The sequence below is a fragment of the Pseudomonas sp. Q2-TVG4-2 genome (assembly GCF_013620795.1).
Taxonomy (GTDB): Bacteria; Pseudomonadota; Gammaproteobacteria; order Pseudomonadales; family Pseudomonadaceae; genus Stutzerimonas.
This window is the reverse complement of sequence record NZ_LGLW01000010.1, coordinates 41,642-68,191: the sequence shown is the minus strand read 5'-3', so window position 1 is coordinate 68,191 and position 26,550 is coordinate 41,642. Positions and strand designations below refer to the sequence as shown.

Genomic DNA, 26,550 nt, shown 5'->3' with positions numbered 1-26,550 from the left:
TGCCGAACTCGCTGCCAACCCAGTCACATCGCTGCTTTCGGTTTTTCCCCTAAACTTGCGTCGACCAATGGGATAGCGGCTTCGACGTGATCGCTGTCTCGGAAATATTCGCTGGCCGATCAAGCCGTTGAGGGTGCGAGCATGCAGATCAAACCGCAGACGGTCGAAGCCGTGCTGTTCTTCAATAATGGCGGCGTCTGCAAGGAAATGCTCTATCCGGAATTCGAGGCCGTGCTCGATGGCATGGTGAGCATGCCCGAGTTCGCCGATCAGCAAATGCGCGTTGCTTATGTATTGATCAACACCCGTCTGCAGATCCGTGCGGCGGTGTTCTTCTATCTCGATTTCAACGAAGACGGTTCAGCTGACAGTGGCTGGAACATTCCGCTGCGCAGCTTGGCCGAACGCACCGGGCGCGGCCCGGATCTAGGCGCCGGACCGATTCGCCTGGCCTGTCGCAGCCAGTGTCCGGTGTCCTGGCATCAGATGCACCTCTGGGATCCGGAGCTGACGCAGGGCACGAATCACCTCGTCATGTTGCGCGATCGGGTCAAACGCAACCAACTCGGCCTGCTGGTCGAAGAGGATGTTCCTCAGGCAGTACCGGCCGAGCGGCTGCAGATGGTGGCTGAGGACACCTGGTACGCGGCCGATCCTGCCAAGCAGATCGCCACCCGGCGGGCTGAGAAGCTTGAGCAAGAGCAGCGACTCAAAGCCGCGCAACTGATCAAGCAGCAGCGTCTGCGCATCGCCAGTCTCGAGCAGCAGCGCGAAGCCGATATCAACAGGCTCCGTGAATTGGCGGCGCAGCAGCAGTCCAAATTGCAGGACGAGATCGCCCAGCTGCGTCACGAACTGCTTCAAAAGGAGCAGCTCTCCGCAGAGCTGCACTCGCAGCTCAACGCTCAAACCGAGGGATTCCAGAAAACCCGCGAGGAGATGAGCCGACAGCTGAGGGCGCTGGAGCAGAACAGCCGCGCCGAAGCGCAAGCCTCACGCGCGCAGTTCGATGAAGAGTTGAAGATACAGATTGCAGCAGCGGTGGCCGAGTACAAGGAACAGGTATCCATTCGTGACGTAGAACTGGCGTACCGCAACGAGCTGGACAGCCAGCTGCAGGAGGAAATCGAGCAGCTCCAGAAGCAACGTGATGCACTTATCGAGCACAGTGGTGATCGTGTGCTTGAGCGTCTTTCAGCGCTTGGCGTGGCGTTTATGGCCTATCATCCCGGCGCAGGTCATCTGACCATTCCACTTTCGGACATGGCGCGCTATCAACAAAACCCACTTGCTTATGCCGCGGCCAAATGCGCCGTCTCCGAGGAACAGTACGGTCAATGGGTACTGCATTACCAGCAGCCCACCTGCATCGCCACGCTGACCAGTGGAGAACGCTGCAATATGCCACTGGACAAGGTGGACGCACCCGGACGCTTCCTTATCGGTGAATCCAATTGCTGCGCCAGGCATAGATCGCAGGAACGGCTGCGCACGGGTAGCTGACGACTTGCCTGGATTTCTACCGTTTCTGCCTGGGTTACAACCAGCGCCGTTGCAGCTCGTCGACCTGCCCTGGCTGCAGCAAGCGCGCGTGCAGCTCGCCGTACTGCGTCTGGATCTGATCGACGCCGAATTATCGGGAAACAAATGGTTCAAGCTCACCCACCACCTGCAAGCCGCACATAACGCCGGCGCGGCAGGCCTCATCAGTCTCGGCGGTCCGCATTCCAATCATCTTCACGCGCTGGCGGCTGCGGCCAAACGCCTCGGCCTCGATAGTGTAGGCCTGCTGCGAGGTCATCCACAGCTGACCGCGACTGTGGAGGATCTGCAACGCCTCGGCATGCGGCTGCACTGGCTGGGCTACGGCGGTTACCGGGAGCGGCATCAGCCGGGTTTCTTCGATACTTGGCGCAAGCGCTATCCAGGCCATTACTGCATACCTGAAGGTGGTGGGGGCCTTGCCGGCGCAATGGGCTGTGCATCCTTGGTCACACAGGTACGGGAACAGCTTGGCGCGCTTGGCTGGGACGATCATGACGGTTGGTGGTTGGCCGCCGGTACCGGTACGACGCTGGCCGGGTTGGTGATCGGTGAAGCGGAGCAGGGCGGCCGCCGGGTATATGGGGCGTTGGCTGGTCCGCCGTCCCATGGCGTAGCGCAGCAAGTCGACCGACTGCTGAGCGAGTCCGGAATCGACTGCGCCAACTACCAGCTGATCGATGCGAGTCGGGGCGGCTTCGGCCGGTTTGACGAGGCGCTTGCCCGCTTCATGTTCGAAACCGAGCGAGCGGCCGAGCTACCGCTCGAACCGGTCTATACGGCGAAAGCGATGATGGCATTCCGGCATCTTGTCCGTGACGGTTATTTTAGCGTCGGCACGCGGCTCATATTCGTCCACACCGGTGGCCTGCAAGGTCGGCGGGATGCCCAGGCGCAGCTGGATGAGCTGCTGCGCTGACCTACGTATTTGGAATTCATGGATGAACAAGCCGCTGCTTCCCAACCAGCTACGCAGTCTGATTCCGCTCAATGCGCTTTCGCCCCGCCGCTTGCAGATGCTCCGCGAGCAGCCACTGGTCCCTCGGCCCTTGCTCGCTGGTCAGCTGCTATTCGAGGGTAAGACCGGCGCCAGTTCGAGCTACTTCCTGCTAACCGGCGCTTTGTCCATGCAAGGGGCGGATGGCGCGCAATGGCAAATGACCGCTGGCTCCCCCGAAAGCTGCCATGCGTTCAGCGCGGGTAGCCGGCTGATTCAGGTGCGGGCGCTGGAAGATTCCAGCGTGCTGGCGCTCGACAGCGCCTTGTTGGATGGATTGCTGTCCTGGCAACAGGCCAATGCCGATCTGCTGTTGGAACTGGTCACCGCTGGCGAACTGACCGATTGGCTCGAGGAGTTGCTGGAAACCCCGTTGTTCGCCAAGGTTCCGCCGGAAAATGTGCGGAACATGTTGAGCAAGCTTGAACCAATCGAATTGCCGGTCGGGCACGTGCTGCTGCGTGAAGGTGAATCCGGTGACTGCTGCTATTTCCTCAAGAGCGGCCGCGCCGAGGTCATGATCGGCTTGGGTCGAGACGAGCAAGTGGTCGCCGAGTTGGGCGTCGGTAGTTGCTTCGGTGAAGAAGCCTTGCTGACCGAGCATGCTCGCAACGCCACCGTGACAATGCTCGAAGACGCCTGCGTATTGCGTCTGGCGCGGCAGGACTTCATCACCTTGCTGAGTGCGCCGGTGATCGACGAGCTAGACCTTGCGCAGGCGAATGGACTGCTCGCGCAAGGCGCGCAATGGCTGGATGTTCGCCTGATCGACGAATACCAGCGTGGCCATGCGCTGCAGGCGCTGAACATGCCATTGCATCTGTTGCGGCTGAAGACGCGGCTGCTAAAACAGGATCGGGTCTATCTGTGTTACTGCGACAGCGGCAAGCGTAGCGCCAGCGCAGTCTTTCTGTTGACCCAGCTGGGCTTCACTGCCTACCCGCTGCGCGGTGGCCTCGATGCGCTGTCGGCCGAGGAATACGCGACCCTGCTCTGTGAGCAGGGCAGCGGCTACCTTGCCCGCTCCGGTGGCCGTACCGAGCGTAGCGGCTGATCGTACCCTGGCACGACGCAGTCAATAGAGCGCAGCGAGTGCCCAACCTGCGATGCCCCCTGCCAACACCACCAGCCAGGGCGACAGCTTCCAGACCAACAACGCGACCAGCGCGATCAGTGCCAGAGCAAAATCGCCGCTGCTGAAGATGGCGCTGGTCCAGACCGGATCGTAAAGCGCCGCCAGCAGCAGGCCGACCACCCCTGCATTCACACCCGTCAGCGCCGCTTGTACATGACGGTTGGCACGTAGCCGATCCCAGAACGGCATGGCGCCGAACACCAGCAGAAACGAAGGGATGAATATCGCGACGAGACATACCGCTGCACTTATCAGACTGGTTATCCCGTTGTTCATCGATCCGCCGAGAAACGCGGAAAAGGTAAACAGTGGCCCCGGCACCGCTTGGGCGGCGCCGTAGCCTGCGAGAAAGGTGTCGTTGCTGACCCAACCGTTGGGCACGACCTCGGCCTGCAGCAGCGGCAACACCACATGACCACCACCGAAGACCAGCGCGCCGGCTCGATAGAACGTATCGAGCAATACCAGCAGCTGGTTAGTCGAGGTGGCGGCCAGTGCCGGCAGCGCCACCAGCAGAGCAAAGAACAGCAGTAGAAACAGGCCGGCAACCGATTGGCCTCCGGGCGGCTCGCCGGGCGCGGTTGAAGTTTTGATAGCCGGGCGAAACAACATCAGCCCGATCAAGCCTGCCAGTGCAATGATCCCGAGCTGTGCCCAGGCGCTGGGCAGAACCAGTACTCCACAAGCCGCAAGCAGCGCAATGGTGGTGCGCATTCCGTCGGTACATAGATTTCGCGCCATGCCCCATACGGCCTGAGCCACGACCGCCACCGCGACGATCTTCAGACCATGCAGGAACCCCTCCGGAACGGCGTCTCCCCAACTGGCGATGCCCAGGGCGAACAGTGTCAGCGCGATTGCTGAGGGCAAGGTAAAACCGGCCCAGGCGGCTAGCGAGCCGCGGTAACCGCCACGCAGCAATCCAACGGCGATTCCGACCTGGCTGCTGGCCGGCCCCGGCAGGAACTGGCAGAGCGCAACCAGATCGGCATAGCGCGTTTCATCCAACCAGCGGCGGCGGGTGACGAACTCCTCACGGAAATAGCCGAGATGGGCGACCGGGCCGCCAAAAGAGGTCAGTCCCAGGCGCAGGAATACCAAGAAAATGGTCCAGGCGCTCGAATGCTGTGGGGGGACTGAATCGGATGGTAAAGAGGACATCTGTGGGCCGTTTCGGTTACCGGAGGATCAGTTCGGCTGACGCGATAGTGTGCACCAGGATGATGACAGTTCAATGAGCCAAGGCGGCGCTGTTCACCTTGGCCAGCTGTCAGGCACCACGAACAGGCGTGCGCGCTCGACCCAGCGACCATTGGTATCGGGTTCGAGGCGCGCCAAAAGCCTTGCCTGTTTGCCATCGGCTCCGGCAATCCAACGCTCGACGTCCTCGGCTGGCCAGACCTGGCTGTCGTTCAGGTGCGCCGGGGCCAGCCAGGCTTGGCGGGGTAGAGGCTGCCAGCGCACAGCGCCACCGGCGAAAGCCGAATGCGCCCAATCACGTTGCCGCAGCCAGCGCCCACAAAGGTGCAGCGGATTGACACCAGCGGGTGGCTCGCAACCGGTCTGCCAGGGCTGAAACAAGTAGCCGCCGAGCCAGAGCGCGCTGTTTATTTCACAGCAGGTCAACTCGGCAAGGAGCGCCTTCGCGTGTGCGCTTGACGGAAGCTGCAGCTGGTGTTCACAGAGGCGCCGTAGCTTTATATCCAGCCGGTCATGGCTGCCGGGTCCCAGCCAATGATCATGCCGGCGACGGTCGCCCGCCTCGAGGCCCAGATAGAATTTCACCGCCAATTCGAGGTGATGCACGCCTTCGGCGTCATGCAGAATCAAATCCAGCTCGCCTAGAGTATGACCTTCGTGACGGATCGGTAGATTGGCCACCAGCAGTTCGACATCCGGAGCCTGGCCCAGCGCGAACTGCCAGAGACGTTCGTAATACAGGCCTAACCGGCGAATGCTGTGTTGTGCCAGCCAGGCCTGAAGCACGGTCGGCTGGCTGTCATGCGACAGCAGCCAATCCGCCAGTTCGCCGGGTCGAGAAGTCCAACGGCTGGCCGCGAGCGGGTAGCGCTGGGGCGCAAGCGCATCGCTCAATAGCGGCGGTGACAGTAACACCCACGCGAGATCCCGCACCTGAGGGTGCACTAACCTGGGCATCAATTCGGCAAGGCAGGGAAGGCTCATGCATCAAGCATAGCTGGGTTGGTTTGCTGCTACTTCCCGGTTTCGCTCATAATCCCTGCGCCGCACCGCAACGGGATTCCGGGCCAAGCGCGGCGTTGAACTCAAACACGCCCGCGCGACACCAACCTAGTGCCTGTTACGCTCCGGCCGGCCGCGAACCCTCGGCGCTCGCCTGCCCGTTACCAGCCACGCCTATCAGGGAGCTTCAATGGATCAGTTCCGTAATATCGGCATCATCGGTCGCCTGGGCAGTTCCCAGGTGCTGGATACCATCCGCCGGCTGAAGAGATTCCTTGTAGAGCGTCATCTGCACGTCATTCTCGAAGAGAACATCGCCGAGGTGTTGCCGGGCCATGGCATGCAGACCTCGTCGCGGCAAAGGCTGGGCGAGTCCTGCGATCTGGTGATTGTGGTGGGCGGCGATGGTAGCCTGCTCGGTGCTGCGCGGGCGATGGCCCGGCATCGGGTTCCGGTGCTGGGAATCAACCGTGGCAGCCTGGGCTTCCTCACCGACATCCGGCCCGACGAGCTGGAAGAGAAGGTCGCCGAGGTACTCAGTGGCCAGTACACGCTGGAGAATCGCTTCCTGCTCGAAGCTCAGGTACGGCGTTTCGAGGAGTCCATCGGGGAGGGCGATGCGCTCAATGATGTGGTGCTGCACCCGGGGAAATCGACGCGGATGATCGAGTTCGAGTTGTATATCGACGGCCAGTTCGTCTGCAGCCAGAAAGCCGACGGGCTGATCGTGGCGACGCCGACAGGCTCCACGGCTTACTCGCTCTCCGCCGGCGGGCCGATCATGCACCCGCGTCTGGATGCCATCGTCATCGTGCCGATGTATCCCCATACCTTGTCCAGCCGGCCGATCGTGGTGGATGGCAACAGCGAACTGAAAATCGTGGTCTCACCGAACATGCAGATCTATCCGCAAGTCTCGTGTGACGGCCAGAACCATTTCACCTGTGCGCCGGGCGACACCGTCACGGTGCGCAAGAAGCCACAGAAGCTGCACCTGATTCACCCACTCGACCACAATTATTACGAGGTCTGCCGTACCAAGCTTGGCTGGGGTAGTCGCCTCGGTGGAGGGGATAGTGATCGTTGATCCGGAGCGCAGCTACGATCTCATCGGAGACGTACACGGTTGCGCCCATACCCTGGCACGCCTGCTCGACCAGCTCGGCTATCGCCAGCGAAATGGCGTGTGGCAGCACACTCGGCGGCAGGTGATCTTTCTCGGCGACATCATCGATCGCGGTCCGCGCATCCGCGAAGCGCTGCATCTGGTGCATGACATGGTCCAGGCGAGCCAGGCGTACTGCATCATGGGCAATCACGAATTCAATGCGCTGGGCTGGTATACGCCAGCTCCGCCAGAAAGCGGCAAGGCCTTTGTCCGCGAACATACGCCGCGCTATGAAATGCTGTTGCAGCAGACCTTCCAGCAGTTCGAGCACTATCCGGCCGAATGGCAGGCGTTCCGCGAGTGGTTCATGGAGCTGCCGCTGTTTCTTCAGAGCGAGCGTTTCCGAGTGGTGCACGCCTGTTGGGACAACGCCGTGATTGATCAGCTGCGCCAGCGCTTGACCGAGGGGCGGGTCGATTCAGAGTTTCTCTGTGATGCGGCGTTTTCCGAGGGGTTTGCTGCCAAGGCGCTGGATCGTCTCCTGCGTGGCACAGACATGCCGCTGCCGGAGGGCCTGACACTGACGAGCGCCGAGGGATTTACCCGCAGCTTCTTCCGCACCAAATTCTGGGAAGAGAACCCCAAGACTTACGGCGATATCGTGTTTCAGCCCGACGGTTTGCCAGAAAAAGCGGCGTGTCTGCCGCTCAGCGATAGTCAGAAGAGTCGCCTGTTCCTTTATGGCCCTGACGACCCGTTGTTGTTCGTCGGGCATTACTGGCGTAGCGGTGAACCCGCACCGATACGCCACAACTTGGCCTGCCTGGATTACAGTGCGGTGAAATTCGGCAAGCTGGTCGCTTACCGGCTCGACCAGGAAACCCGACTCGACCCGGCGAAATTCGTCTGGGTGAATGTGGAGCGCTAGATGGCCGTAGTAGAGGCGTTGCGCCTGCCATTGTCAGAGGATCTGAGTGGTTTCATAGCCTTGCTGCAGCGGCTGCGGGTGCCCTGTCGGGTTTCCGAGGAGGCGGGTCAGCAGGTACTGCGTGTACCGGCGGAGACCGCCGAGCAGGTCCGCGAGCTCTATCAGCGCTATCCACATGGAGACGGAGCGGTGATAGCCGAGCAGCCGGCACGTCGCGGCGCGGGTTTCGTAGCGAGCCTGCGCCGCAGCCCGCTTACCGCTGCGGTCCTGTTGCTGACGCTGATAGCCGCTGCCATCACCATGCTCGGCGAGAATTTTGACACCATCCGCTGGTTCAGCTTCAGCGACTTTCGCATCGATGGCGAGTACGCCTATTTCGCGACCCTCGAACAGACCCTGGCAGAAGGGCAATGGTGGCGGTTGATCACTCCGATCTTCGTCCATTTCGGTTTCCTCCACCTGGCGATGAATGCAATGTGGTACTGGGAGCTCGGTCGGCGCATCGAGTATCGCCAAGGCGCCTTGATGCTGCTCGGGTTCACGTTGCTTTTCGGCATAATCTCCAACCTGTCGCAATATATCTTCGGTGGGCCTGGCATCTTCGGTGGCCTGTCCGGCGTGCTCTATGGGCTGCTGGGTCATTGCTGGTTGTTCCAGAAGCTGTCGCCGGACGAGGCTTACCGGCTCCCGCCCGGAGTGGTGGTGCTGATGCTGATCTGGTTGGTGGTGTGTCTGACTGGCGTGATCGAGGTGCTCAGTTTCGGCGCTCTTGCAATCGCCAATGCTGCGCATGTCGGTGGGCTGATCGCTGGCTGCGTCACTGGCATCATCGGTGGGCTACTGGCGAGAAGGGGCTAGCGCCAAGCGTCGAACCGCAAGCGACAGCACGCCGCCTTTACGGAAGACCTCTGTGCTTTTCTTGCAATTGAAGCTTGCGGCTTATAGCGGCGTCTTCCGTTAGAATGCGCGCTTGTTCACCGGGAGCCGGCCATGTCGTCCTTTATCGAAGCCATCGAAAACATCACCCCCGAAATCTACGAAAACTTGAAAGCCGCCGTCGAACTGGGCAAGTGGAGCGACGGTCGCAAGCTGACGCCCGAGCAGAAGGAAATCTGCCTCGGTGCGATGATCGCCTGGGAAATCCAGAACCTGCCGGAGGAGGAGCGCACCGGCTACATGGGCGGTCAGGAATGTGCCTCCAAAAGCAAAAACAAGGCGCCTATCGATACCAGCCTGTTCGCACCGGCTTCTGGAACGCGGCACTAAGGGTCTGCTCCCGTTTCGTTCGCGGCCGCGCCGGAGCCAGTTTTTGCGCGGGGCAAGGCATGAGGAGAGAAGTTTGGTTATTTCAAATAAACGACGAATAACGCAGCACCGCGCAAAAACTGGCCCGGCCCTGCGGGTTGCGCGTCAAATCGCGCCATGCGGCGTTGCGGGACTTGGCAAGGGAGTGACCATTACCCGCGTCCCGCGCCTTGCCTGGCGCAATTTGACGCTGCAACGCGGCTCGCGACGAAGCGGGAGCAGACCCTAATGCTTGAACTAGGACGCGGCGCCCTGAGCAAGATGTCGATTCAGCTGGGCGCGCAGGCACAGTACTCATTCCGTCTGAATGACCAGCTGGTGCCGGTCAATCCTCTGATCGGCAAGACGCTGCGGCTGGAATACCTTGGTGCCATTCATTGCAGCCACTGCGGTCGCAAGACCAACAAGAGCTTCAGTCAGGGCTATTGCTACCCCTGCTTCAAGAAGCTGCCGCAATGCGACATCTGCATCATGAGTCCGGAAAAGTGCCACCACGATTTCGGCACCTGCCGGGACCCGCAGTGGGGTCTGGACTTCTGCATGACTGATCATGTGGTCTACCTGGCCAACTCGTCGGGCATCAAAGTTGGCATCACCCGCGCGACGCAATTGCCGACTCGCTGGCTCGATCAGGGCGCGAGCCAGGCGCTGCCTATCATGCGCGTCGCCACCCGCCAGCAGTCGGGTATGGTCGAAGACCTGTTGCGCAGCCAGGTGGCCGACCGGACCAATTGGCGCGCGTTGCTCAAGGGTGATGCCGAACCGCTTGATCTGATCGAGATACGCGAGAAAATCTTCGATGCCTGTGCCGATGGGCTGCATGCCCTGCAACAGCGTTACGGGTTACAAGCGATTCAGCCGGTGGCGGACGCTGAAGTGCTGGAGATTCGTTATCCGGTCGATGCCTATCCAACCAAGATCGTCAGCCTCGATCTGGAGAAGACGCCGGTGGTTGAAGGCACCCTACGCGGCATCAAGGGTCAATACCTGATCCTCGATACAGGCGTGATCAACATCCGCAAGTTCACGTCTTACCAAATTGCCGCAAGCAGCACGTCATAAGCTTCAGGCGTGTCGCTATTGGGGGTAGGGTGGATCACGCTTGGTCCACCTACGAACGAACGCTATTCACCTGCAGCTTCAAGCTCGCTGCTTGAGCTGCCCCGAAGAGGCCTACCAGATGCGTACAGAACAACCGAAAGTCATTCATCTCAAGGACTACCAGGCGCCTGAGTACCTGATCGATGAAACCCATCTGACCTTCGAACTCTACGAGGACCGCACGCTGGTCCATGCGCAACTGGTGATGCGCCGCAATCCGGACGCTGGCGCCGGGCTGCCGCCGCTCGAATTGCATGGTCAGGATCTGGAGTTGCTGTCGCTGTCGCTCAATGACCGCCAGCTCGGTCTTGGCGATTACGCAATTGCTGATGAAAGCCTGACGCTGCAGCCCGACAGCCCCAGCTTTACCCTTGACAGCACCGTGGTCATCCACCCCGAGAGTAATACCGCACTGGAGGGCCTGTACAAGTCCGGCAGCATGTTCTGCACTCAGTGCGAGGCCGAGGGCTTCCGCAAAATCACCTATTACCTCGACCGCCCGGACGTGATGAGCAAGTTCACCACCACGGTCAGCGCCGACAAGCAGGCCTATCCGATCCTGCTGTCCAACGGCAACCCGCTTGCCAGTGGCGAAGAAGATGATGGCCGTCACTGGGTGACCTGGGAAGACCCGTTCAAGAAGCCGGCCTATCTTTTCGCACTCGTGGCGGGCGACCTCTGGTGCGTCGAGGACAGCTTCACCACCATGAGCGGTCGCGACGTGGCGCTGCGCATTTACGTCGAACCGGAGAATATCGATAAATGCCAGCACGCCATGGACAGCTTGAAGAAGTCGATGAAGTGGGACGAGCAAGCCTATGGTCGCGAGTACGACCTAGACATCTTCATGATCGTTGCGGTGAACGATTTCAACATGGGCGCCATGGAGAACAAGGGCCTCAATATCTTCAACTCCAGCGCCGTGCTGGCGCGCGCCGAGACCGCCACTGATGCGGCTCATCAGCGCGTCGAGGCGATCGTCGCCCACGAGTATTTTCATAATTGGTCGGGCAATCGGGTCACCTGCCGCGACTGGTTCCAGCTGTCACTCAAGGAAGGCTTCACCGTGTTCCGCGACTCGCAGTTCAGCGCCGATATGAACTCGCCGACGGTCAAACGCATCGAGGACGTGTCCTATCTGCGCACCCACCAATTTGCCGAGGATGCCGGCCCGATGGCTCACTCGGTGCGCCCGGAATCCTTTATCGAGATCTCCAACTTTTACACCCTGACCGTGTATGAGAAGGGGGCCGAAGTGGTGCGCATGATCCAGACGCTGCTGGGTGAGGAGGGCTTCCGCAAGGGCAGCGACCTCTATTTCGAACGGCATGATGGGCAGGCGGTGACCGTCGACGATTTCGTCAAGGCCATGGAAGACGCCAACGGCGCTGACCTGACCCAGTTCAAGCACTGGTATAGCCAGGCCGGCACGCCGCGTCTGGCCGTTAGCGAGCAGCACGACGCAACGACAAAGACCTACACGTTGACCTTCCGCCAGAGCTGCCCGCCGACCCCTGGGCAGAGCGAGAAGCAGCCATTCGTGATTCCGGTAGCGCTTGGCTTGCTCGATGATGCTGGCGAGGAGATCCCGCTACGTCTGCAAGGTGAGGACACTGCCCTCGGAACGACGCGCGTGCTGGCGGTGAGTGAGGCCGAGCAGGCCTTTACCTTCGTGGATGTCGCCGAGCAGCCGCTGCCGTCGCTGCTGCGTGGCTTTTCCGCTCCGGTGAAGCTGGAATTCCCGTATAACCGCGATCAGCTGATGTTTCTCATGCAGCATGACGCCGATGGCTTCAACCGTTGGGAGGCGGGACAACAGCTGTCCGTGCAGGTGTTGCAGGAACTGGTCGGCCAGCATCAGCGTGGCGAAGCGCTGCAGCTGGATCAACGTCTGCTTGAGGCGCTGCGCAGCCTGTTGCAGGACGAGTCCCTTGATCCGGCCATGGTTTCCGAGATGCTCGCGCTGCCCAGTGAAGCCTACCTCACTGAAATCAGCGATGTGGCTGATGTCGATGCCATCCACGCGGCACGCGATTTTGCCCGAGAGCGCATCGCCACGGAGTTGTTCGATCTGCTCTGGAAGCGCTATCAGGCTAATCGCGACGTTTCGCGGCAGACGCCTTATGTCGCCGAGGCCGGCCACTTCGCCCGGCGTGCGCTGCAAAATATCGCGCTGTCCTACCTGATGCTCAGCGGCAAGCCGGACGTGGTCACCGCCTGCGTCGAACAGTTCGAGCAGGCCGACAACATGACCGAGCGTCTGACGGCGCTGGCCGTGCTGGTCAACTCCGGTTTCGAAGCCGAGCGCGACAAGGCACTCGAAGCCTTTGCCGAGCATTTCAAGGACAACCCACTGGTGATGGATCAGTGGTTCAGCGTGCAGGCTGGCAATACGCAACCGGGCGGGCTGGAGCGTGTCCGGCACCTGATGCAGCATCCGGCATTCACGCTGAAGAACCCGAACAAGGTGCGCGCATTGATTGGCGCCTTTGCCAACCAGAACCTAATCAACTTCCATCGCGCGGACGGTGCTGGCTATCACTTCCTGGCTGATCAGGTGATCGTGCTGAATACCCTCAATCCGCAAATCGCCTCGCGCCTGCTGGCACCGCTGACCCGCTGGCGCAAGTACGATGCCAGCCGCCAAGGCCTGATGAAGGCTGAGCTGGAGCGGATCCTGGCCTCGGGTGAGCTGTCCAGCGATGTTTACGAAGTGGTTAGCAAGAGCCTGGCCTAACCTTCGATTCGCTTTTCAACCCGGCCAATCGGCCCCAAACGATTCCCGCGCCCAGCCGCGGGAATTGTGTTTTGCTTACTGGTCGGTGAGGGGGGCTTTTGAGGTGCTACCCATGGTGCTGCGAAGTGCTATGCCATAAGGCTTGTTTATGGCCTGACATCAGTCGGCGCGGCTTAACAAAACATAACGTCCCGCTAATTGCGGCCGCTTTCGAAAGCCCTATAGCATGGCCCAGCCTGGTACCAAACGCAGGCCTTACCTAATAAGAATAAAGGGGGTATGTATGAGTGAGCCCGTTATGTGGCGCACCCAATTCGGCTGTGCGGCCAAAACGCTCCGCAAACCGAGATTCAGCCATTCGCCACTGGCCAGAACGCTCTCGCTCTGCAGTGTTCTCTCCATCCTGTTTCTCGCTGTTGCTCCTGCTCATGCCCAAAGCGCTGGCGAGCCAGCTATCCGCTATTCAATTGAATCGAATAAGGCCGCGTCCACGCTCATGCTCGATGTCGCGCATGCTGGCAAGCGCCTGGTCGTGGTCGGGGATCGCGGACATATCCTTTACTCCGACGATGATGGCAATACGTGGGTTCAGGCCAAGGTACCGACTCGCCAGTTGCTTACTGCCGTGTATTTCGTCGATGACAAGCATGGCTGGGCGGTTGGTCACGACGCACTGATCCTGGCCACGAACGACGGCGGCGAGACCTGGACGCGTCAGTACGAAAATCGCGAAGGCGAAGTACCGCTGCTCGACGTCTGGTTCGAGAATCCGCAGCACGGCTTCGCCACCGGCGCCTACGGGGTGCTGTTGGAAACCACTGATGGGCAGAACTGGGAAGACGTTGCTGATCGACTCGACAACGAAGACGGCTCCCACCTGAACGCCATTGCCGAGATCAAAGGCTCCGGCCTGTTTGTCGTCGGCGAGATGGGCGGCATGTTCCGTTCCGCCGACATGGGCGAGACCTGGGAGCGAGTCGAATCGCCCTATCAAGGATCGTTCTTTGGCGTCGTGGGTGGTAGCGACCCCGGCGTTGTGGTGGCGTTCGGCCTGCGTGGCAACCTGTTTCGCTCTACCGATTTCGGCGACAGCTGGCAGCCGATCGAGCTGCTCGACGATGGCGACGCCCTCGAAACGGGTCTGGCTGATGGCAACCTGCTACCGGATGGTCGTATCGTCGTGGTCGGCCATGGCGGTACCGTACTCAGCAGCGACGACAAGGGGCGGAGTTTCAAACTGTTCAGCCGCCCGGATAGGCGCTCGCTTTCAGGCGTCGTCACCAACCAGGACGGCAATCTGGTACTGGTCGGACAGAGCGGCGTCAGGGTCGTTTCGCCGAGCGGCGCGAACCTGCCTGTAAAACAACAATAAGCCGGAGCCAACATGAGCAAGCATCAACAGAAACCGGCGTCCTTCCTCGAGCGCCTGATATTCAATAATCGACCGGCAGTGATCCTCGTTTGCCTGTTGATCAGCGTATTTCTTTTCTACCAGGCTGCCCAGGTTCGTCCTTCGACCAGTTTCGAAAAGATGATCCCGCTGGGGCACCCTTACATTCAGAACATGCTTGAGCACCGTGACGATCTTGCCAACCTGGGCAACACGGTGCGGATCTCCGTGGCGGCGAAGGATGGCGACATCTTCTCCAAGGAGTACATGGAAACGCTGCGCCAGATCCATGACGAAGTGTTCTATATCCAGGGCGTCGACCGCTCCAACATGAAATCGCTGTGGAGCCCGAGCGTCCGCTGGACCGAAGTGACGGAGCAGGGCTTCGCCGGCGGTGAGGTGATTCCCCAGACCTATGACGGGTCGCCAGAAAGCCTCGACGACCTGCGTAACAATATCCTCAAATCCGGCCAGATCGGACGTCTGGTGGCGAACGATTTCAAGTCGAGCATCATTGACGTGCCGCTGATGGAGTCCTATTCGGATCCGGATGACCGCAGCAAACAGATCACCCTCGATTACCAGCAGTTTTCCCATGAGCTCGAAGAGAAGATTCGCGACAAGTACGAGGCCCAGAATCCGAATGTGGAGATCCACATCATCGGCTTCGCCAAGAAGGTCGGTGACCTGATTGATGGTCTGGTCGGGGTTGCGCTGTTCTTCTTCGTCGCTATTGGCATCACCCTGGCGCTGCTGCTGTGGTTCACACGCTGCTTCAAGAGCACCATCGCAGTGGTGGTCACCACGCTAATCGCCGTCGTCTGGCAGCTCGGTCTGTTGCATACCCTGGGCTTCGGACTCGATCCGTACTCGATGCTGGTGCCGTTCCTGGTGTTCGCCATCGGTATTTCCCACGGCGTGCAGAAGATCAATGGCATCGCCATGGCCTCGGGCGAAACCGATGATCCGCTGGCGGCGGCGCGCATGGCGTTCCGTCAGCTATTCATCCCCGGCATGGTGGCGCTGGCCTCTGACGCTGTCGGTTTCGTGACCCTGCTGCTGATCGATATCGGGGTAATCCGTGAGCTGGCCATCGGCGCGTCGCTGGGCGTGGCGGTGATCATCCTGACCAACCTGATTCTGCTGCCGGTGGCGATTTCCTATATGGGTATCAGCCAGCGCGCGGTCAAGCAGGCCCGCGAAGAAGCGGCTCGCAACCATCCGTTCTGGCGCCTGCTGTCTAATTTCGCCAACCCGGTGGTTGCACCAATCTCCATCGTCATCGCGTTGCTGGCGGTGGGTGGCGGCCTCTGGTACGGCCAGAATCTGAAGATCGGCGATCTCGATCAGGGCGCTCCCGAACTGCATCCTGACTCGCGTTATAACCTCGACAACGATTTCGTGATCCGCAACTACTCAACCAGCTCCGACGTGCTGGTGGTGATGGTCAAGACCGCGCCTGAAGGTTGTGCCCACTACGACACGCTCGCCGCCATGGACGAGCTGATGTGGAAGATGGAAAACACCGAGGGCGTGCAATCGGCAGTTTCCATGGTCACCGTCGCCCGCCAGAGCATCAAGGGCATGAACGAGGGCAGCCTGAAGTGGGAAACGCTGTCGCGTAACCAGTTCGTGCTCAACAGCTCCATCGCCCGTGCCGAAGGCATGTACAACAGTGATTGTTCGCTGGCACCTGTGCTCGTGTTCCTTAACGATCACAAGGCCGAGACGCTGGAGCACGTGGTATCCGCGGCGCGTGAATTCGCTGAGGAAAACAACCGCGAAGGGCTAGAGTTCGTTTTGGCCGCCGGCAATGCCGGTATCGAAGCGGCGACCAACGAAGTCATCGGTGCGTCCGAAACCACCATGCTCATTGCGGTCTATGCCGCGGTGAGTTTCATGTGCCTGCTGACCTTCCGCTCCGTCGCGGCGACGCTCTGCGTGATACTGCCGCTGGTACTGACGTCCATCCTTGGCAACGCGTTGATGGCCTTCATGGGCATCGGCGTGAAAGTGGCGACGCTGCCGGTGATCGCATTGGGTGTGGGCATCGGTGTCGATTACGGCATTTACATCTACAGCCGTCTGGAATCCTTCCTGCGCCAGGGCCTGACGCTGCAGGAAGCCTACTACCAGACCCTGAAGACGACTGGCAAGGCGGTGATTTTCACCGGTGTCTGCCTGGCGATCGGCGTGTTCACCTGGGTGTTCTCGGCGATCAAGTTCCAGGCGGATATGGGGCTGATGCTGACCTTCATGTTCCTCTGGAACATGGTCGGTGCGATCTGGCTGCTGCCGGCTCTGGCTCGCTTCCTGATCAAGCCGGAGAAGCTGAGTCAGAAGGCGTGAGGTCCAGGCATTAGAGAAGAAGCCGCGGCCCTTGGGTCGCGGTTTTTTTTAGGGTTCGGCCCCTCGCGGACCCAGTAGGCGGCGCGACCTCGCAGCGAATTGATTGGCCCTTGTCAGGCCGTCTGGCTCAGTTGTGTGACGGCCTGTGCCGCCACTTCACCGATCACCAGGACCGCCGGGCTCTTGAGCTTGAAGCTGGTGGCATCAATACACATCGCGCCAAGCCGCGAGCGGCATTCGCGTTGTCCGGGCAGGGAGGCGCTCTCGATCATCGCGACGGGGGTATTTGCTGGCAAACCTCCTTCGATCAACCCGGTCTGTATCTGCTGCAGGCTGCCGACACCCATGTAGACGACCAGCGTGGTGCCGGTTTTCGCCAGCGAGTTCCACTCGGGGCTGCTGCCATCGAGCGTATGCGCGGTAATCAGCGTCACGCCGCGGGCGACGCCACGTTGGGTCAGCGAAATACCGCATTGGGTAGCGGCGGCCAGGCCTGCGGTGATGCCGTTGACCATTTCCGCTTCAATGCCGCGATTGGTGAGCCATTCGGCTTCTTCGCCGCCGCGGCCGAAGATGCATGGGTCGCCTCCCTTCAGACGTACCACGCACTTGCCCTGACGCGCGTAGCGCAGCATCAAGCGGTGGATGAAGGCTTGCGGTGTGGAACGGCAGCCGCCGCGCTTGCCCACTGGAATCACCCGCGCGTTCGGGCAGTGTTCGAGCACGGCAGGATTGACCAGATCGTCGATCAGCACCACCTGCGCCTCGCTCATGGCTCGCACCGCCTTCAAGGTCAGCAGTTCCGGGTCGCCGGGGCCAGCGCCTACCAGCCAGACTTTTGCGCTCATGTTGCACCTCTCGTCGCTATAGCTGTTCGTTTGGTGATCCGCCATCAGGCCACCGCTAACCGTTTCACCAGTAGACGCTTGATCTCGGGTACGCATGATCCGCAGCGGGTGGCGCAACCCAGTTCATTCTTCAAACCATTCAGATCCAGCCCGCGATCGATGCCTGAGCAGATCGCCTTCTCGCTGACGTTCATGCAGTTACACAAGGTCTTGCTTGCCTTGGATTCGCTCTTTCCGGGCGGTGTGCTCACGGGCGCGAGCATCCAGCGGCGCAGAGCCGCGTCGGCTTTGCCATCATGCCAGAGCGTTTTCAGCCAATGGCGGGCAGCGGTTTCGCCGGAAAGGCTAAGGGCAACGATGCGCCCATCCTCGATCCGGACCCGCTTGCCGACTGCACGCTGTGGATCGTCGTAGGTCACCACCGGGCCTTGGTCGAGCCCGAGCATCTGAACGATCCGAGCCAGCTGCGCAGCACCTGGGGCTTCCATACAGGCCGCTCGGATCACCAACGCCGGTCGCTCACGACCGGCCAGGCTGAAGCTGGCGTAGGCGAACCCTTCGAACAGCGGGCGCAAGGCTTCGAAGCGTCGTTGTACCGGCCCTTCGGTCAGGGCAAAGAATTGCCAGGGCAGATCGACATGCTCCACCTCGATACAGGCATGCTTCAGCTCGGGTTGTTTCGAGAGCGGATCGCAGACGGGGAGGGTGAGCGCATTGATGCCTAGTCCTTTCAGGAAGCGATCGCCCCAGTGCATCGGCATGAATGTATGGCCGACCCGCAGGCTGTTGTCCTTTTGCACCGGCACTACGAGACTGCCTCGGCGGCTCTGGATGCTCACCAGCTGGCCATCGAGCAGGCGACGGCGGCGCATGTCATCGGCGCTCATGCTGAGCACCGCTTCTTCCACATGACCGAACAGCCGCGCCGCCGTGCCGGTGCGGCTCATACCGTGCCAGTGGTCGCGCAGCCGGCCTGTGTTGAGGATGAGCGGAAAGCGTGCTTCGCATTTTTCCTGCGGTGCTTGGTAATGTTCGGCGAGGAAGCGTGCCCGACCGGTTTCGGTAGGGAAGATGCCATCATCGTAAAGCCGCGGTGTGCCACGTGTGCTGCCGACTGGGAACGGCCATTGCTGCGGACCGAGTTGATCGATCAATGCGTGGCTGAGGCCGGACAGATCCAGATCTCGGCCCTGGGTAAGCAGCTTGTATTCCTCGAACAGCGCGGCTGGCGTGTCGAAGGCGAACAAGCTGGATAAACCCGGACGCATCAGCTTTTCCAACCGGCAGGCGAAATCGCAGGTGATCGACCAGTCCGCGCGCGCTTCGCCCGGTGCAGCAATCGCTGGGCGTACATGACTGATGCGACGCTCGGAGTTGGTCACGGTGCCTTCCTTTTCACCCCAGCTGGCGGCGGGCAGGAGCAGGTCAGCGTAGCGGCAGGTTTCGGTGGTGAAAAAGGCTTCCTGTACCACCACGAAGGGGCAGGCCGCGAGGGTTTCGTGAATTCTCTGCTGATCCGGCATGGACTGCGCAGGATTGGTACAGGCGATCCACAGCGCCTTCACCTCGCCGCTGCGCACGGCCTCGAAAAGTTCGATAGCGGACAGGCCTGGAGAGTCCGGTAATACCGGGATACCCCAATAGTCGGCCACCTCGGCTCGATGCGCCGCGTTGCCTGCCTCGCGATGACCGGGTAACAGATTGGACAGGCTGCCGGTTTCGCGACCGCCCATGGCGTTGGGTTGACCGGTCAGCGAGAACGGCCCGGCGCCGGGTTTGCCGATCTGGCCGGTGGCGAGGTGCAGGTTGATTAGCGCGCTGTTCTTGGCGCTGCCGGCGGTGGACTGATTGACGCCCATACACCACAGGGACAGGAAGCTGGGCGCGTTGCCAATCATCCGCGCGCAGTTCTGCAATTCGTTAACGCTTATGCCGCACAGGTCCGCCACCATCGACGGGTTGTAGTCGCGCACAAGGTTTTTCAGCTCATCGAAGCCATCGGTGTGAGCATCGATGAATGCGCGGTCGACCCAGCCTTCCCACAGCAGCAGATGCAGGATGCCGTGGAATAGCGCGACGTCAGTACCCGGCAGGGTCGCCAGATGCAGGTCCGCCAGGTCGCAGGTGTCGGTACGTCGTGGGTCGACGACAATGACCCGCATGTCCGGGCGCTTCGCCTTGGCCTCTTCCAGGCGGCGGAACAGCACCGGGTGTGCGTAAGCCATGTTGCTGCCGACGATAAGCAGGCATTCGCTCTGCTCGATGTCTTCGTAGCTGCAGGGCGGTGCGTCCGCACCGAGGCTGCGCTTGTAGCCAACCACGGCCGAAGACATGCACAGGCGCGAATTCGAGTCGATGTTATTGGTGCCGACCAGCGCGCGGGCAAGTTTGTTGAACGCGTAGTAGTCCTCGGTCAGCAGCTGGCCGGATATGTAGAAAGCGACGCTGTCCGGGCCGTGTTCGGCAATGGTATCGGCAAATACGGTGGCGGCATGGTCCAGTGCGCTGTCCCAATCGGTGCGAGTGCGGGCCAGGCCTTTGCCCAGGCGGAGCTCGGGGTAGAGCGCACGCGCGTCCAGGTCGCCGGTCAGGTGAAGGGTCGAGCCCTTGCTGCACAGCTTGCCGAAGTTGGCGGGGTGATTCGGGTCGCCGGCAACATCGAGGATGCGCTCGCCGTCGTGCTCGATCAGCACGCCACAGCCTACGCCGCAGTAGCAGCAGGTCGAGGCGGTTGTCTGGGTCGGCCGTGTCATGCAGTCGCTCCATGTCGTGACGCGGGTGACGTCCTGCCCATCCAGCTCGCCGGCGATGGCAAACGTTGCGCGGTTTTGTCCCGGTACTGCGGGCCGGCATCGACGATGGCCTGCTCCCCGTAACTAGCGGGGTCGAACATCAGATGGTCGCGAATCCGCGACACGTTGCGATGCTCGCAGATCTGCCGGAAGTACCAGCCGGCGTCCGCCGTGTCGCCGTAGAGGCAGGCGCCGACGAGGATGTCATCCTTGATCACCAGTTTCTTGTGCACACCGCCGATGGGGTCGGAGAGGGTGATGGTTTCGGTGCCTTCGCCGCCCATGAAATCGCCGGTGGAAAACAGATCGATACCCGTGACCTTGAGCTTGGTTGAAGTGACCGAGCCGAGGTAACGCGAGAAACCGAGCATTGCCAGATGGTTGGCACAGACCTCGGCCTGTTCGAACAGGGGCGCTACCAAGCCATAGGCCGTACCGCGATGGTTGGCGCACTCGCCGACGGCGTAGATGCGCGGGTCGTAGGTCTGCAACGTATCGTTGACCAGAATGCCGCGATCACAGGGAATTCCGGCGTTCGCCGCCAGCTCGCTGTTGGGACGAATACCGGCGGCCATAACTACCAGATCGGCGTCGATCACCTCGTTATTGGCGAAGCGCACCGCCTGGACGCGGCCTTGCCCGCCGCCAATCAGCTCGGCGGTCTGCTTCTTCATCCTGAAGTTCAGGCCGCGCGCTTCCAACGCCCTCTGCAGCAGGATGCCCGCGGCCTTGTCGAGCTGGCGCTCCATCGGCCACTCACCGACGTGCACCACGGTGACGTCCATGCCGCGCGCCTTCAGGCCGTTGGCCGCTTCCAACCCGAGCAACCCGCCGCCGATGACCACCGCGCGCTTGTGCGTCCTGGCGGCGTTCATCATCGTCTGGGTGTCTGCGATATCACGGTAGCCGATCACCCCATCGAGCTGAGTACCCGGTATCGGCAGGATGAAGGGATTCGAACCGGTGGCAATGAGTAGGCGGTCATATTCGGCTTCGCTACCGTCCGCTGCGGTCACTCGGCGCTTGCCCCGGTCAATCTCGACCACCGTTCGGTTGAGCATCAGGCGGATGTTGCGTTCGGCATACCAGTCGAGATCGTTTAGCACGATTTCATCAAATTGCTGCTCACCCGCGAGGACGGGGGACAGCAGAATGCGGTTGTAATTTGGGTGGGGCTCGGCACCAAACACGGTGATGTCGTAGAGCTCAGGGGCGAGCTTGAGCAGCTCTTCCAGGGTACGGACCCCAGCCATGCCGTTGCCAATCATCACCAGCTTGAGTTTCTTCATGCCGTTCTCCGTGCTGGGTCAGGCTGCCCATGACGGCCAGCCATGCCTTAGAAAATGCCAACAACAAAAAAGGCGTCCCACCGGTTACCCGGTGAGGACGCCTTTGTCCCTGTTCCCGCTATCGCGAGCCGGACCCTCTACGTTGAAGGTGCGGCTTATGTTGAGGATGTCTTTTGCAGAGGTTATGCCAAGTTCGTTAATAGTCGATATTTCAAGCGCTTGCAGAGCCCCATCGATCTTCGTATTGGACTGTTCTCGCACCCATATGAGGCAGCTCGCGCAGCGCTGGTGCAGCCGAGCAGCACGGCTTGCTGGAATTGGGCGTTGACAGCGCCCGTGCCGCTTTCCTATTGTTTAGCCCATGCGCCGATTTAGTCAGCTACTTGCGGGGCGCCTGGAGCCGAGGCTTCGAAATACCGCTAAAGCGCTGGTTCGGTGTCGCCTCCCACCGCTGCCCAGCGGAATTCTCGAGGCGGGATCTCCCACATGAATGCATTACCGCGTACCCCTATACGGCTGGCCCCGATCACCAGCGGGCTGGTTCGCAGCAACCCTAAAATTCTCCTGGCCGGCAACCATCAGCCTTCATTGTTGCGTTATCTCGACGGCTGGGCGAAGCGTTGCGGCCGACCGCGCGCTTTTCTCGTTCAGTTCACTGGCGCCGATGAATCACTGGCTCACTTTGCTGCGGACAGCTTCGACCTTGCTGTTATCCAGGCGCCGACAGCTGAACGCCTCGATGATTGCGTACGCGAACTGACGCGTGTCGCGCGCCAGGGCCTGATTGTTCGACGCTGAGCGAGTGTGGCTTGAGTGTTAGCCGGCTTTACCTAGCCACACCAGGAGCCCCAGATTTAGCAGCAGCGAGAGCAGGGCCAGGGTTCGCCAGAGCTTTAGCGGCTCGCGCTCTAACAGGGGGCGTACGGGTATGTTCGCTACCAGGCGCTCCCCCTGTTCCAGGGTCAACAGCCATTCTTCTGCTGTTTCGAGGCGCTGCGCGGGGTCAGCTGCGACGGCGCGCTTGAGCATTTCATCCAGCCACTGGGGCAGATCGGGTCGATAACGGCTGGCCGGCATCGGTGTGCCGAAACGGGGCCGCTGAAAGGCCTCGATTTCGCCATAGGGGTAGCGCCCGCTGAGCAGGTAATAGAGCGTGACACCTGCTGCATAAAGGTCTTGTTCACGGCTCGGTGATATGCCGCTATAGGCCTCGGGCGCGATATAGCTCGGCGTTCCTGGAAGATGGTGCGGCAGGTCTCGGGACAAGCCCGGACAGTAGGCGAGGCCGAAATCCAGCAGTCGCAGCTCGCCGTCATCGCCCTGATGAAGGTTTTCCGGCTTGATATCGCGGTGCAGGAGGTTGCGCCGGTGCAACATACCCAGCGCCCGGATCAGGCTTGGGGCCAGCTGCAGCCAGTCGGTCAGTGCCATTGGGCCCTGCTGGCTGTACTGCTGCGCAAGGGTCTGGCCGCTGTACTCCCGCTGGACGTAATACAAATGTTGTCGCTGTGGCAGCCCGTGAATCTCGGGAAAGTGGCGCCCGGCGACGCGGCGCAGAAACCATTCTTCCTGCAGCAGGGTCGGCCCGGCTTCGGGTTCATCGTTGCGGTTGGCCGGCAATGTTTTCAGCAGCCAGGGCTGACCGGATTGGTCACGCACGCGGTAGACGAGTGACTGGCGCGATTCGGCCAGCAGCGCCTCGACGGTCCAGCCTTCGAACGCCTGGCCGGGGCGCAATTTCGGTGGCAGTGGCCACGCCGCCAGTTGCGCGAACGAGTCGGCAGGAGCCGCTTCCGGCAGTTCTTCGACCCGCAGCAGCAGAGCGCTGGCGTTGTCCTGGCTACCGGTCTGGTGGGCGAGGTTGACCAGCGTCCTGGCCGCGTTGGGCAGATCAGGCTCGGCACTCAGCACGTTCCGGATATCGCCCTCGGTGATGCTGGCCCAGACGCCGTCGCTGAGCAGCAGGAAGGATTCGCCGAGACGGAGCTCGCCGTCGAGATAATCCACCACCAAATGCTGGTCCAGGCCCATGGCACGCTTGAGCACGTGCTGCATGTACGGCTGTTCCCAGACGTGGTCTTCGCTCAGCCGCTGCAGCTCGCCGTCGAGCCAGCGGTAGGCGCGACAGTCACCGACATGGGCGAGGGTGAAGCGGCGGCCGCGCAGCACGAGCGCCGTCAGTGTGGTCAGCAGAGGCTGCCCGCCGCCGTTGGCCTGCAACCAACGATTATGGGCGACCAACAACCGATCGAGGGACTGCGCGACGGTCCAGGTTTCTGGCGTGGCGTAATAATCGGTGGCCAACGCCTGCAAGGTGGCCCGTGCCGCGAGGCCGCCATCGGCGCATTGACTGACGCCGTCGGCGATGGCAAACAGCGCGCCTTTGCTCGACGCAAGCCCCGGTGTCGGCGTGACGATCCGCAGCGCGTCCTGGTTCTCCTTACGTGGGCCGGTTGCGGTGGCCTCGCCAAACGACAGCTGCAAAGGCATGGCGGCAACACTCCGGATCGCACTAGGGGAATGAGCGGTAAAGGCAGGCCCCATGGCCTGCCTTGGTTAGCATATTCGAGCTCAGACGCGCGCGGCGGTCATCGCGACAGAGCCCCAGGTGGTTCTCCAGCGCCGCTTGACGCCATAAAGGCCGAACCAGGCCAGCGCACCCAGGCTGGCGAACAGCCAGAGGCCCATCTGGTAGTCGCCGGTTGCCTGCTTGACCGCGCCCAGGCCTGCGGTGAGCAGAAACCCCCCTATGCCGCCGGCCATGCCGACCAGCCCGGTCATCACGCCGATCTCCTTGTTGAAGCGCTGCGGCACTAGCTGGAACACCGCACCGTTGCCCGCCCCAAGGCTGAGCATGGCGACGACAAACAGCGCCAGCGCGGCCGTTGAGCTTGGCAGATTGAAGCCGACTATGAACAGGCAGGCGGCGGCGACCGTGTACATCACCAGCAGCGAACGGATGCCGCCAATGCGGTCAGCCAGCGCACCACCGAGCGGGCGCAGTAAACTGCCGGCGAATACGCAGGCGGCGGTGTAGTAGCCGGCTTTGACCGGATCGAAGGCGTACTGGTCGTGGAAGTAGCCGGGCAGGGTGCTGGCCAGGCCGAGGAAGCCGCCAAAGGTCACGCTGTAGAAAAACATGAACCACCAGCTGTCGCGATCGCCCAGCGCTTTCATGTAATCGGCAAAGGACTTCGGCGCGGGACGGTTCGGTGCGTTCTTGGCCACACTGGCGAAGATGACGAGTGTCAGCACCAGGGGGATGAGCGCCAGGCCGAACACATTGCTCCAGCCGAACATGGTTGCCAATACCGGTGCGAACAAGGCCGCTAGCACCGTGCCGGAATTGCCCGCACCGGCGATGCCCATGGCCTTGCCCTGATGCTGCGGCGGGTACCACTGTGACGCCAGCGGCAACGCGACGGCGAAGGAGGCACCAGCCATGCCGAGGAACAGACCAAGTAGCAGCACCTGCTCGTAGCTGTGCACACCGTGGAGCCAGGCCACGAACAATGCGGCGATTACCACAATCTGGCCGAACAGCCCGGCGGTCTTTGGTGAGCTGTGATCGGCCAGCATCCCCAGAACGAGGCGGAGCACCGCGCCGGAGAGAATCGGGGTGGCGACCATGAAGGCCCGCTGTTGCGTGGTCAGACCGAGGCCGGCGGCGATCTGTACGCTCATCGGGCCGAGCACGTACCAGACCATGAAGCTCAGATCGAAATAGAGAAAGGCGCAGAGCAGCGTCGGCGCATGGCCGGCTTTCCAGAAACTCGTATTCATGGACACCTCACTAGACAAGGGCACGCGCCAATTTGCGCGATGGGGATGCGGTGGCCGCCAACCGGTTCGGTATGGCGGAGCAAAAAGACTGCTGCGAGCCGCGGTCGCTGCCGCTCGCGCCCCGGTCCGTGGGGCAAAAAAAAGCGCCGCGAAACCACCGCCATTTCGAGCGGGGCAACGCGACGCCTTTGTCATGTCTGTGAGTAACCGCCTTTGGCTACCTATAAGCACTTAGCAGAAGCTGTGCCAAGAGAAGAAGCCGCGTGGTTATGCGGCTCTGGTGGATGCTTGCGGTGCTGTAAGGGTAAAACGGCGTACGTCTGGTGCAGTGTGCGTCGAAGCGGGGCGTTTCAAACGATGCGGTTGACCTTGGGAAACTTTGCGTCGAACTCGCTGGGCATCGGCACGACGCGCTTGTCCAGGTAGTTGTAGAAAACGAAGCCAGACTTGGCCATGGCGATGAGCGTGTCGTCAGCGGGACGGGTGATGCGGAACGTAATGTCACCACCGTAGCGATTGAAATCCATCACGCCGACTTCAAATAGCAGCACGTCACGCGAGTGGGCTTCGGCCTTGTAGGTAGTGGCGAGGTCGGTGACGATGATTCCCGTGCCGTCCTTGCTGGTTTCGGCGATGCCATAGGCAAACAGGAACCGTGCGCGGGCTTCGGAAATCATCGAGATCATCGAGTCGTTGGCCAGGTGATTGCCGGCATTAATGTCAGTAATGCGTACGGTCAGCTGAGTGGTGAAGCAAAACTGGTCTTCAGGGAATGTCAGGGTCAGGCGGGCCATGGTGCTCTCGTTGCTGGGTTCACTACGCGACATGCGGCCGGCGATTTTACAGACTGGCGCAGCACCGAGGTGTGTTCAGCTGGCTGACGCCGTCGTTGAGGGTGTCGGACCCGGGCGCAGCCGAGGTGCCGGATCGATCGGCGCCAGGCAATGTTGCCGCGCACTCCCTATCAGTGCGCCAGAGCAAAGCATCTTCGCTGTTCTGGTTCGTTGTTACGGGTTCGTAAATGACAGACTCGCCAAGGGCTGC

The 26,550-nt window shown here is 61.2% G+C and carries 19 protein-coding genes and 1 pseudogene; 12 read left to right on the top strand and 8 right to left on the bottom strand.

The annotated features are described in order from the left end of the window. Positions 1-141: 141 nt before the first annotated feature. The 3 genes from H3028_RS18930 to H3028_RS18920 are packed head-to-tail and all read left to right on the top strand — an operon-like array spanning position 142 to position 3,593. Positions 142-1,503, top strand: coding sequence for a chromosome partitioning protein ParA (locus H3028_RS18930; protein ID WP_181298770.1), 1,362 nt, complete (start codon positions 142-144; stop codon positions 1,501-1,503). Positions 1,504-1,552: 49 nt separating this feature from the next. Further along, complete coding sequence (locus tag H3028_RS18925; protein ID WP_258237849.1) at positions 1,553-2,461, top strand: 1-aminocyclopropane-1-carboxylate deaminase/D-cysteine desulfhydrase; 909 nt, start codon at positions 1,553-1,555, stop codon at positions 2,459-2,461. Positions 2,462-2,483: 22 nt separating this feature from the next. Continuing rightward, positions 2,484-3,593, top strand: coding sequence for a cyclic nucleotide-binding domain-containing protein (locus tag H3028_RS18920; RefSeq protein WP_181298769.1), 1,110 nt, complete (start codon positions 2,484-2,486; stop codon positions 3,591-3,593). Between the two features lie 21 nt (positions 3,594-3,614). Here H3028_RS18920 and chrA read toward each other — a convergent pair whose 3' ends face one another. Beyond that, the gene (chrA, locus tag H3028_RS18915; RefSeq protein WP_181298768.1) at positions 3,615-4,835 is read right to left on the bottom strand and encodes a chromate efflux transporter; all 1,221 of its coding nucleotides are present in this window, start codon (positions 4,833-4,835) and stop codon (positions 3,615-3,617) included. Between the two features lie 93 nt (positions 4,836-4,928). After that, positions 4,929-5,858, bottom strand: coding sequence for a DUF1853 family protein (locus H3028_RS18910; RefSeq protein WP_181298767.1), 930 nt, complete (start codon positions 5,856-5,858; stop codon positions 4,929-4,931). Between the two features lie 208 nt (positions 5,859-6,066). Between H3028_RS18910 and H3028_RS18905 the strand changes: the two genes are divergently transcribed. The 8 genes from H3028_RS18905 (at position 6,067) to H3028_RS18870 (ending at position 16,794) form a co-directional block, all read left to right on the top strand. Then, entirely contained in the window at positions 6,067-6,963 is an 897-nt protein-coding gene (locus H3028_RS18905; protein ID WP_181298766.1) for an NAD(+) kinase, read from the top strand. Then, positions 6,953-7,912, top strand: a complete 960-nt coding sequence (locus tag H3028_RS18900) for a metallophosphoesterase (RefSeq protein ID WP_181298765.1) — start codon at positions 6,953-6,955, stop codon at positions 7,910-7,912. The genes H3028_RS18905 and H3028_RS18900 overlap by 11 nt, the downstream gene beginning before the upstream one ends. Then, complete coding sequence (locus tag H3028_RS18895; RefSeq protein WP_181298764.1) at positions 7,913-8,770, top strand: rhomboid family intramembrane serine protease; 858 nt, start codon at positions 7,913-7,915, stop codon at positions 8,768-8,770. It begins immediately after the preceding gene. Positions 8,771-8,902: 132 nt separating this feature from the next. Further along, entirely contained in the window at positions 8,903-9,178 is a 276-nt protein-coding gene (locus tag H3028_RS18890; protein ID WP_181298763.1) for a YeaC family protein, read from the top strand. 267 nt (positions 9,179-9,445) lie between these two features. Next, positions 9,446-10,279 carry a DUF2797 domain-containing protein gene (locus tag H3028_RS18885; protein WP_181298762.1) on the top strand — a complete coding sequence of 278 codons (834 nt, stop codon included), beginning with the start codon at positions 9,446-9,448 and terminating at the stop codon, positions 10,277-10,279. Positions 10,280-10,397: 118 nt separating this feature from the next. Beyond that, positions 10,398-13,055: an aminopeptidase N gene (gene pepN, locus H3028_RS18880; RefSeq protein ID WP_181298761.1), complete on the top strand. Its 2,658-nt coding sequence runs from the start codon at positions 10,398-10,400 to the stop codon at positions 13,053-13,055. A 283-nt stretch (positions 13,056-13,338) separates the two neighbouring features. Continuing rightward, the gene (locus H3028_RS18875) at positions 13,339-14,427 is read left to right on the top strand and encodes a YCF48-related protein (protein ID WP_181298760.1); all 1,089 of its coding nucleotides are present in this window, start codon (positions 13,339-13,341) and stop codon (positions 14,425-14,427) included. A 12-nt stretch (positions 14,428-14,439) separates the two neighbouring features. Continuing rightward, positions 14,440-16,794, top strand: coding sequence for an RND family transporter (locus H3028_RS18870; RefSeq protein ID WP_181298759.1), 2,355 nt, complete (start codon positions 14,440-14,442; stop codon positions 16,792-16,794). A gap of 113 nt (positions 16,795-16,907) precedes the next feature. Here H3028_RS18870 and cobA read toward each other — a convergent pair whose 3' ends face one another. The 3 genes and pseudogenes from cobA to H3028_RS18855 form a co-directional block, all read right to left on the bottom strand. After that, positions 16,908-17,642 (bottom strand): uroporphyrinogen-III C-methyltransferase, encoded by a 735-nt coding sequence (cobA, locus tag H3028_RS18865; RefSeq protein WP_181298758.1) that lies wholly within the window; start codon positions 17,640-17,642, stop codon positions 16,908-16,910. 44 nt (positions 17,643-17,686) lie between these two features. Further along, entirely contained in the window at positions 17,687-20,395 is a 2,709-nt protein-coding gene (locus H3028_RS18860; RefSeq protein WP_181298757.1) for a nitrate reductase, read from the bottom strand. Between the two features lie 35 nt (positions 20,396-20,430). Further along, positions 20,431-21,723, bottom strand: a pseudogene (locus tag H3028_RS18855) (NAD(P)/FAD-dependent oxidoreductase); the annotation flags it as partial. Between the two features lie 486 nt (positions 21,724-22,209). Between H3028_RS18855 and H3028_RS18850 the strand changes: the two are divergent. Then, on the top strand, positions 22,210-22,521 hold the full coding sequence (locus tag H3028_RS18850; RefSeq protein ID WP_181298755.1) for a class I SAM-dependent methyltransferase: 312 nt from the start codon (positions 22,210-22,212) through the stop codon (positions 22,519-22,521). A gap of 18 nt (positions 22,522-22,539) precedes the next feature. On the opposite strand, the gene H3028_RS18845 is transcribed toward H3028_RS18850, so the two are convergent. From H3028_RS18845 to H3028_RS18835, 3 genes are all read right to left on the bottom strand, one after another. Beyond that, on the bottom strand, positions 22,540-24,213 hold the full coding sequence (locus H3028_RS18845) for a bifunctional protein-serine/threonine kinase/phosphatase (protein WP_181298754.1): 1,674 nt from the start codon (positions 24,211-24,213) through the stop codon (positions 22,540-22,542). A gap of 81 nt (positions 24,214-24,294) precedes the next feature. Continuing rightward, positions 24,295-25,506, bottom strand: a complete 1,212-nt coding sequence (locus H3028_RS18840; RefSeq protein ID WP_181298753.1) for a nitrate/nitrite transporter — start codon at positions 25,504-25,506, stop codon at positions 24,295-24,297. A 350-nt stretch (positions 25,507-25,856) separates the two neighbouring features. Beyond that, positions 25,857-26,300, bottom strand: a complete 444-nt coding sequence (locus H3028_RS18835) for a thioesterase family protein (RefSeq protein ID WP_181298752.1) — start codon at positions 26,298-26,300, stop codon at positions 25,857-25,859. Positions 26,301-26,550: the final 250 nt, after the last annotated feature.